This is a genomic window from Streptomyces sp. NPDC101152 (assembly GCF_044768275.1).
In the GTDB taxonomy this organism is placed as follows: Bacteria; Actinomycetota; Actinomycetes; order Streptomycetales; family Streptomycetaceae; genus Streptomyces.
Genome location: NZ_JBIWPO010000053.1, coordinates 1 through 7788, shown reverse-complemented (window position 1 = coordinate 7788; position 7788 = coordinate 1). Strand labels below are relative to the sequence as shown.

Here is a 7788-nt window from a genome sequence, read left to right as displayed (position 1 = left end):
AACCCCTGCCGGGGGGGGGGGTGGTGGGGGGGGCGGGGTGTTGTGTCACGGGGTCGGCCCAGGCCCGGGGGGGGGGGGGGGTTTGCCGCCCGCCCCCCCCCGCCCGGTGGCACCGAGGGACGGGACGCTCCTCAGTGCCGGTACATGCCCCCCATCAGAACGTCAGCACCAGTCGGCCGCGCACACCGCCCGCAGCGAGGAGCCGGTGTGCCTCGGTGGCCTGCTCCGCGGGGAACGTCCTGGCGACCCGGAGGGTGACCTGGCCGTCCTCCGCCTGCTGCCGCAGCCGGTCGAGCTTGGCCCGCTCCCGGGCGTAGCGGAACACGACGATCGGCTCGTAGACGATGCCTCGTTCGCCGGGACCGTCGTAGCCGAGCAGCGTGACCACCCGGCCCGCGTCCCTCACCGCCCGGGCGGTGAGGGCGCCGAGCGAGGCGGCGTCGAGGAGTCCGTCGACGCCTTCCGGGACCTCCGCACGTACGCGGTCGGGGTATTCGGCGCCGCGGCGCAGGACGATGTCGGCGCCGAGTTCCTTGACCAGGGTCTCGTCCTGCTCCGAGGCGTCGGCCACCACGCGCAGCCCGTCCGCCTTGGCCAGCTGGACGGCATAGCCGCCCACCGCGCCGGCCGCTCCGGTGACGGCGACGGTCTGCCCGGCCTTCAGGCCGAGGGTGTCCAGCGCGAGGCGGGCGGTCAGACCGTTCATCGGCAGGGTCGCGGCCTGTACGTCGCTCGCGCCGTGGGGTGTGCGCACCACGGACTGCGCCGGGACCACGACCTGCTCGGCGTAGGCGCCGTGGGCACCGTCGGCGAGCACGATCGCCATCACGTGGTCGCCGACGCGCAGATCCGTGTCCGTGCCCGCGCCGATCTGGTCCACGACGCCGGCGGCCTCCATACCAGGGACGAACGGTGGCCGGGCGTCCGCGGACCGGGCGGGTCCCTTGCGCTGGAGGGTGTCGACCGCGTTGACGGTCGCGGCACGCACCCGGATGCGCACCTCGCCAGGACCCGCATCCGGCGCAGGCAGCTCAAGGGCCTGAAGCACCTCCGGCCCACCGAATTCCGTGAAACCTATTGCCCTCATCCGAAGCACCTCGTTGTCTGACAAACGGTCGCTGAGGTGTCCGACCTTTCCGTCTCGCGCAGGCACGGAAAAGGGGAGGAATCTTGGCGGGGATACGGCCAGAGGGGGGACGCATCGGTCCCCCCGTAGAGGCGTTCGGGTCAGCTGGAGGCGTTCAGGTCGCCGCGTCGGACGCGGTCGGTTTCTGGTCGGCGGCCCAGGAGGCGAGAAGGCGCAGCCCGTCGTGGGAGGCGCTGCCGGGTTCGGCGTTCCACACGATGATGTGCTGGTCGGGGTCCGTGCCGCAGGTGAGTGTGTTCCAGTCGAGGGTCAGCTCGCCCACCACCGGGTGCCGCAGTTTCTTGACGCCCTTGCCCCGCATCGCGACGTCGTGTTCAGTCCACCACTGCCGGAACTGCGGGTCACGGGCGGAGAGTTCCTCGACCAGCGCGGTCAGGGGCTGGTCGTCGGGGTAGCGCGCGCTCTCCATGCGCAGTTGGGCGATGGCCAGCCGGGTGACCTCCTCCCAGTCCACGTACAGCTCGCGCATCCACGGTTCGGTGAACAGCAGCCGGACGAACACCCGCTCCGGCTCGGGGTACTTCCCGAAGTCGGTCCACAGGGCGGCGGCGAGCCGGTTCCAGCCGAGGATGTCGGTGCAGCGGCCGATGACGAAGGCCGGGGAGGCGCTGAGGTCGTCCAGCATGCGCTGCAGCTGCGGGTCCACCTGCTGGCGCTCGCGGTACGCGGACCGGCGCACCCGCTCCTTCGCCGCGAGGTCGAAGAGATAGGTGCGCTGGTCGTCGTTGAGCCGCAGGGCCTGCGCGATCTCGTCGAGGAGGGGGGCCGAGGCCTGGAGCCGGCCCTGCTCGATCCGCGTGTAGTACTCGGTGCTGATCGCGGCGAGGAGTGCCACTTCCTCACGGCGCAGACCTTTCACACGCCGCCGTTGCCCGCCGCGCAGGCCGACATCAGAGGGAGTGAGCTCAGCACGACGAGCCTTGAGGAACTCACCCAGCTCGTTCAGATGCGGGTTGCGGTTCATGACCTTCAGCCTCGCACAGACGCCGCATCTTGTGAGGGGGACAGATCGCTCCCCTGGCTGATTGGCCAGGGGGCGACGATCCTCCTGAGTTCGTGGTCGGTCCCGGCAACGGCCGGTGGCCCAGGGCACGCGTGCGCACCGGGCCGAGTCCGGGCCCGCCGGCTCCTACGAGGTGGCTGACCGGCCCTTCCGTACTGCCCCCTCAGGCGGGAACCTCACGCCCCCGGAACACCGATGACTCTCCGCGGCACGACGCGGATGATCACGCGGTCCTCGTCGTACTTCGCGGCCGGCAGGTCGACGCCGAGGTACTTGTGCCAGAGCCCGCGCAGGAGGTGCTTGCCCTCGTCCGGGACGATCTCGGCGGTTCCCCGGATCTCGACGGCGGTGTGGGGGTTGGCGCGGTCGTAGACCGAGACACTGATTCGGGGGTCTCGGCGCAGGTTGCGCACCTTCTGGCGGTGGTCGAGGGAGGAGAAGAGCACGGTGTCGCCCTCGCCCTTGATCCAGACCACCGAGTTCTGCGGGGATCCGTCGGGGCCGATGGTGGCGACGGCGGCGTAGTTCTTGCCGTCGAGCAGGGCACGGGCCCAGTCGTCGAGGGAGGGATGGCCGCCCGCGGAGGGGGAGGCGAGGGAGGGGGAGGTCGTCATTGGGCCCGCCATCGTTATATGCATGTGCATTTGAAATGAGCTCGTTCGCCGAGCTGGAGAACCATGGCTCGGACGATGTGCGCACGTTGGGTTTGCGAAGGGCGTGACAGAACCCGGCAGCTGAGGACACATCCGCGGGTGCCCGCGGCTGCCGGATCCGGACCGCGCTCGCGTCAGGCCTCGTCAGCCGAGTGCTTTGACGAGTTCCTGGGCGAGGGGGACGGCCGAGTACGGGTTCTGGCCGGTGTAGAGGGTGCGGTCGACCTGGACGTGCGGGGTGAACGGGTCGGCCTCGCGGTAGTCGGCCTTGAGTTCGCCCACGAGGCGGTCCTGCAGCAGCCAATTCGCGCGGTCCGCGAGACCGTTCTGCTTCTCCTCGGCGTTGGACAGGCCGGTCAGACGGTAGCCGGTGTACGGGGACGTGCCGTCGGGGCCGATGGTGGCCAGCAGGGCCGCGGGGCCGTGGCAGACCAGGGAGACCGGCTTGCCGGAGGCGAGCCAGTCGGTGAGCAGCCTGCCGGATGCGGCGTTGTCGGGCAGGTCCTCCATCGGGCCCCAGCCGCCGGGGTAGAAGACGGCCACGTAGTCGTCGATGTTCACGTCCTCGATGCGCATCGGGTGCGCCAGCTCGGTGGCCTCGCGCAACGCCGTCCGCATGCGCTCGGCGCCTTCCTCGCCGCCGTTGAAGTCGGCGGTGAGACTGAGGGCATCGGCGGTGGGCGGTACGCCGCCGGGGGTCGCGGCCGCGATCTCGTAGCCGGCCTCCTTGAAGACGGCGTACGGGCCGAGGGCCTCCTCGGCCCAGAAACCGGCCGGCTGCCGGGTGCCGTCGGCCAGCGTCCAGTGGTCGGACGCGGTGATCACGAAGAGGATCTTCGCCATGGGGTTGCTCCTGATGCGGGGAGGGTCAGCCCTTGAGGGCTTCCTGGAGGACGTGGCTGTCGGCGATCTGGCACATCCGTACGGCCTGGCCGTCCCGGACGGTCCACAGGTGCAGGAAGCGGACGTCGGCCGTGTTCCCGGTCTTCGTCTCGGCGTGGTAGTGGCCGTAGACGAAGACATGACCCTCGTCGTCGGCGAAGAACTCCTCGGGCACCGCGCCGAAGGACTCGTAGCCCGTCATCTTGCCGAAGAAGTCCGTGGCCACGCTGTCCCAGCCGTGGTAGACGCCGCTGTTCGGGAAGCCGGGGGTGATGTCCCAGACGAAGTCCGGAGCCATCACCTCCTTCGTGACCTCGGGGGCCATTCGGGACTCGTAGACCCGGCGGATGACGGCGAGGCTCGGGGAATCGGACATGGGGGTACTCCTTGCGAGGGGGGTGGGTGAAGCGGAAGGAAGCGGCCGGTGATCAGGCGGCGAGGGCGGTCCGGCCCGCGCGGAAGATCGCGGCCTGCCGTGCGACGCGCGCGCCGAGGTGCTCCGCGGTGGCGATGTCCGACTTGTGGACAGCCTCGGTGCCGGCGTCGGTCGGGCTCTGCGCGCCGGCACCGAGGAAGAAGCCCAGCCGGTTGATGTCGTCCTCGCTGCCCTTGGTGGAGTCCCATCCCGGCAGCAGGCCCAGGCTGATCCAGTGCATGCCGTGCTGGGCGGCCAGGGTGGCGAAGTAGCCCAAGGTGGAGGACTTGTCGCCGCTCTTCGCACCGGAGTTGGTGAAGCCCGCGGCGAGCTTGTCCACCCAGGCGTGCGGGAACCAGCGCTTGCTGCTGGCCTGGGCGAAGGTGTGGAAGGCCGCGGAGGCGGTGCCCATGTACGTCGCCGCACCGAAGATGATCGCGTCGGCGCCGTCCAGCTGCGCCCACTGCTCGTCGGTGATGGTGTCGACGGAGATCGAGACGACCTCGGCGCCGGCTTGGGCGGCACCGCGCGCCACGGCTTCGGCGATGACGGCCGTGTGGCCGTAGCCCGAATGAAAGGCGATGGCGACGATGGGCCCGCCGGGATGGGACATGGTGATCTTTCTCCTTGAGTGATGTCTTCGGCGGGACTAAAGGACGGCGAAGAACTTCACCATTTTGGTGAGCGCCTGGTCCATGTACTCGGGCACGTCGTACATGGCGATATGTGTCGCGCCGTCGACGACGAACAATTCCTTCGGGCCGTTGGAAAGCTCGTACGCCTGGTCGCTGAACACCTTTGTGTCCGCCTTGCTGCCCGCGATGAGAAGCAGTGGCTGGGTCAGGAGTTCCGGAATCTGATCGAACGCCGAGAAGGCGTACATCTTGTCCATGCTGGTCAGCAGGAAACGGCCCTTGGAATTGGGGTGCTGTCCACGCGGGGTCCGGTAGTAGTCGTATCCCTCACGCAGGAGGTCCGGCGTGTTGTCGTCGATCTCCTCCAGCGTCTCCGGGACGAAGGGAGCGTAGGCGGGTGCCGCTCCCCGTGCCTCCGCCGTGCGCTGCTGGGCGACCATCTCCAGGGTCTTGATCTGCTCGGCCACCGGGGACAGGTGCCCCAGGAAACCTCGCGAACCCTCGCCCATCGGGGCCGCGCTGACCGTGGCCACCGCCTTGAAGCGGCGTTCGGTCTGGGCCACGCTGATCGCGTAACCGCCGCCGGCGCAGATGCCGAAGACACCCATGCGCTCGGTGTCGACGTACGGGAGAGTGGTGAGGAAGTCCGCCGCGCAGCGGGCGTCCTCCACTCTGGTGGTGGGGTCCTCCAGGAGACGCGGTTCGCCACCGCTCGCTCCCTGATAGGAGGAGTCGTAGACCACGGTGACGAATCCGTGGGCGGCCAGCCGCTTCGCGTACTCGCCGATGGTCTGTTCCTTCACGCCACCGGCCGGGTGAATTCCGACCAGGGCCGGGTACTTCTTCTTTTCGTCGAAGTCGTCCGGCAGATGAAGGTGTCCCGCGATTTCTATTTCTTTGTTCCTGAATGAAACGGCCTCGACCATGGCGCCTGTCCCCTTTTCGCCCCGGTTTCGTCGATTGACGGTCCGCACACCATGATTCGCCGGTGCCGAGGTGCTGTCCACTCGTGATGGGGGGAAGAAACCGTCCCCTGGATATGAATAACCGGGTAGACGGTTCCCCTTCTCATCCTCGATCCACCGCGTGAATTCTGATCTTCGATCTCGGGCGGGGTTCCGGTGGCTTTTTCGGGTGCGGGCAGCGCGTTGTGCCGGCAGGGCGATTGCAAAGTCCGTTGATCGTGCGTTGTTGCAGGTCAGCTGAGTCCGAGGACGGTCAGTGGTCGCTCGTAGGGGCGGAGGGCTGTCGTGCGGAGTCCGGCGGCGATGTTGGTGTGGCCGGCGGTGCGGAGCTGGTTGATGGCGAAGCTGCGCAGGGTGGCCATGTTCTCCGGTCCGTGCCCGGTGCGGATTTTGGAGGCGTCCTCGCGGAAGGCGGTGTCCCGGACAAAATGGAGACTGTTCTCGATCACCCAGTGCGCCCTCAAGATCCCCGCGATGCGTTCTGGGGATGCCTGGCGGCTGGTCAGATCGGTGATCACGTAGACGGTCTCCCGGCTCTGCTTGCCGGACTTGCTGTCGGTGCGGTGGCGTACGACCTTGGCGACCTGGGCGGCGTGCGGGAAGTCGACGCCGAGGTCGGTGACGGTCAGCACCTGCACGACCCGGGTCTCCTTACGGCCGTGCCCCTCGGTGCGGTCGTAGAACTTCGCCGTCGCCTTCTGCCAGGGCAGGGTCCGCATCTGCTCGTAGAGGTTCTTCTGGTTCCGCTTCACGGTGAAGGCGTAGTGGGCCTTCTTGACGTCGACGAGGAAGCGGGCGTGGTCGCGCTGAGTGTGCAGTGCATCGCCCGTCACAGTGACTCCTCGCAGGTCATAGGGATCCAGAAGGGCGGCGAAACAGGTGATTTCGTTCGTCTTCTCGGGGACCCTGAGCTGGGTGACGGTCATGCCGGTGCCGGTCATCGCGGCCAGCAGATGGGCGGCCGGGGTGCTGCCCCGGCGCGAGCCGCGGGCGCTCTTGCCGTCGACCGCAAGGGTGTCGGTGCCGGCCGGGTCATGGCCGAGGAGGTCGGCCAGGCCGCCGGGGCAGGTGTCGTTGATGACCCGGCGGATCGTCGCGCCGCTGGGCGGGACCCGCACGGCCAGCGCAGTCTCGGTGCGGGCGCCGAGCCGGGCCAGAACGTCCTGCGGGGCGTGGGTCGCCCACTCAGCGATCGCCACGAAGCTCCTCGCCCCGCTCACCACAGCGGAGCATGCGACCAGCACCACTGCCACGAAGGGGTGACGCTTCCCGCGCCGACACCGCGGAGCGGCCAGCGTGGCCAGCCGCTCAGCCAGCCGCACCGTGGCACGGTGCTGACGAGTGGGCGACTTGACCAGACAGACGGTGGCAGACTGACGGCACATCGAAGCTCCGTTGGGCGCAGGCGACTTGGCAAGGTCACCTCCACAACGGAGCTTCGTTGCGTCCGGTCGCGCGCCCTCCCTGCATCGTCACCCCGCCGTGACCTGCACACTCACGAGATCACCGCGACTTTGCAATCGCCCTGGCTCGACCACCAGAAAGGTGCCTTGCTCTCTGCAGCGGATACGACCTATTGATCCGAAACGGTAGGTGTTCTGGGTCGTTGTTCCCTGCGTGAGTGAACTGGTGGGGGACGCACGGCAGTTGTCGCCGTCGGCGCAGGAGGCTCTTCGGCTGCGGGCGGTGGCCGCGTTGGTGGCGGGCCGGACTCGCGAGGATGTCGCCGCGGTGTTCCAGGTCTCGCTCAAGGCCGTGGACAACTGGTGGGCGAAATGGCTGGCTGGTGGGCGCGAGGCCCTCGTGGCCCAGCCGCGCGGGCGTCGGGTCGGCGAGCATCAGCTCCTGGGCGAGGTGGAGCAGCAGGCGCTCCGGCAGGCCGTTCTGGATCACCGCCCCTGTGACCTGGGCCTTGCGGGTCAGCTGTGGACGCGGGCGGGAGTGGGGAACCTGATCGCGAAGCTGTACCGGGTGCGGCTGACCGAGCAGGGGGTGGGCAAGTACCTGCGCCGCTGGGGCCTGTCCTTCCAACGCCCGGACAAGCGAGCCGTCGAGCAGGACCCGGAAGCGGTCCGCGTCTGGCGGGAG

Annotated in this window: 9 protein-coding genes; 1 reads left to right on the top strand and 8 read right to left on the bottom strand. The window is 68.9% G+C overall.

From position 1 onward, the window contains the following. Nucleotides 1–154 precede the first annotated feature (154 nt). The 8 genes from ACIRVK_RS38245 to ACIRVK_RS38210 all read right to left on the bottom strand — a co-directional run bounded on the left by ACIRVK_RS38245 (nt 155) and on the right by ACIRVK_RS38210 (nt 7085). A complete protein-coding gene (locus tag ACIRVK_RS38245; protein ID WP_404255526.1) occupies nt 155–1087 on the bottom strand; it encodes an NADP-dependent oxidoreductase in 933 nt (310 codons plus the stop codon). Between the two features lie 154 nt (nt 1088–1241). Beyond that, complete coding sequence (locus ACIRVK_RS38240) at nt 1242–2111, bottom strand: helix-turn-helix domain-containing protein (RefSeq protein WP_404255524.1); 870 nt, start codon at nt 2109–2111, stop codon at nt 1242–1244. Nucleotides 2112–2326: 215 nt separating this feature from the next. Further along, nucleotides 2327–2764: a PPOX class F420-dependent oxidoreductase gene (locus ACIRVK_RS38235; RefSeq protein WP_404255522.1), complete on the bottom strand. Its 438-nt coding sequence runs from the start codon at nt 2762–2764 to the stop codon at nt 2327–2329. A 183-nt stretch (nt 2765–2947) separates the two neighbouring features. Further along, nucleotides 2948–3646 carry a type 1 glutamine amidotransferase domain-containing protein gene (locus ACIRVK_RS38230; RefSeq protein WP_404255520.1) on the bottom strand — a complete coding sequence of 233 codons (699 nt, stop codon included), beginning with the start codon at nt 3644–3646 and terminating at the stop codon, nt 2948–2950. 25 nt (nt 3647–3671) lie between these two features. After that, complete coding sequence (locus ACIRVK_RS38225; protein ID WP_404255518.1) at nt 3672–4061, bottom strand: nuclear transport factor 2 family protein; 390 nt, start codon at nt 4059–4061, stop codon at nt 3672–3674. Between the two features lie 52 nt (nt 4062–4113). After that, nucleotides 4114–4713 carry a flavodoxin family protein gene (locus tag ACIRVK_RS38220; protein ID WP_404255516.1) on the bottom strand — a complete coding sequence of 200 codons (600 nt, stop codon included), beginning with the start codon at nt 4711–4713 and terminating at the stop codon, nt 4114–4116. Between the two features lie 36 nt (nt 4714–4749). Beyond that, nucleotides 4750–5661: an alpha/beta hydrolase gene (locus tag ACIRVK_RS38215; protein WP_404255514.1), complete on the bottom strand. Its 912-nt coding sequence runs from the start codon at nt 5659–5661 to the stop codon at nt 4750–4752. A gap of 272 nt (nt 5662–5933) precedes the next feature. Next, nucleotides 5934–7085, bottom strand: a complete 1152-nt coding sequence (locus tag ACIRVK_RS38210) for an ISAs1 family transposase (protein WP_404255512.1) — start codon at nt 7083–7085, stop codon at nt 5934–5936. A 232-nt stretch (nt 7086–7317) separates the two neighbouring features. Between ACIRVK_RS38210 and ACIRVK_RS38205 the strand changes: the two genes are divergently transcribed. After that, nucleotides 7318–7788: winged helix-turn-helix domain-containing protein (locus ACIRVK_RS38205; RefSeq protein WP_404255510.1), on the top strand; the 471-nt coding region annotated here is incomplete at its 3' end.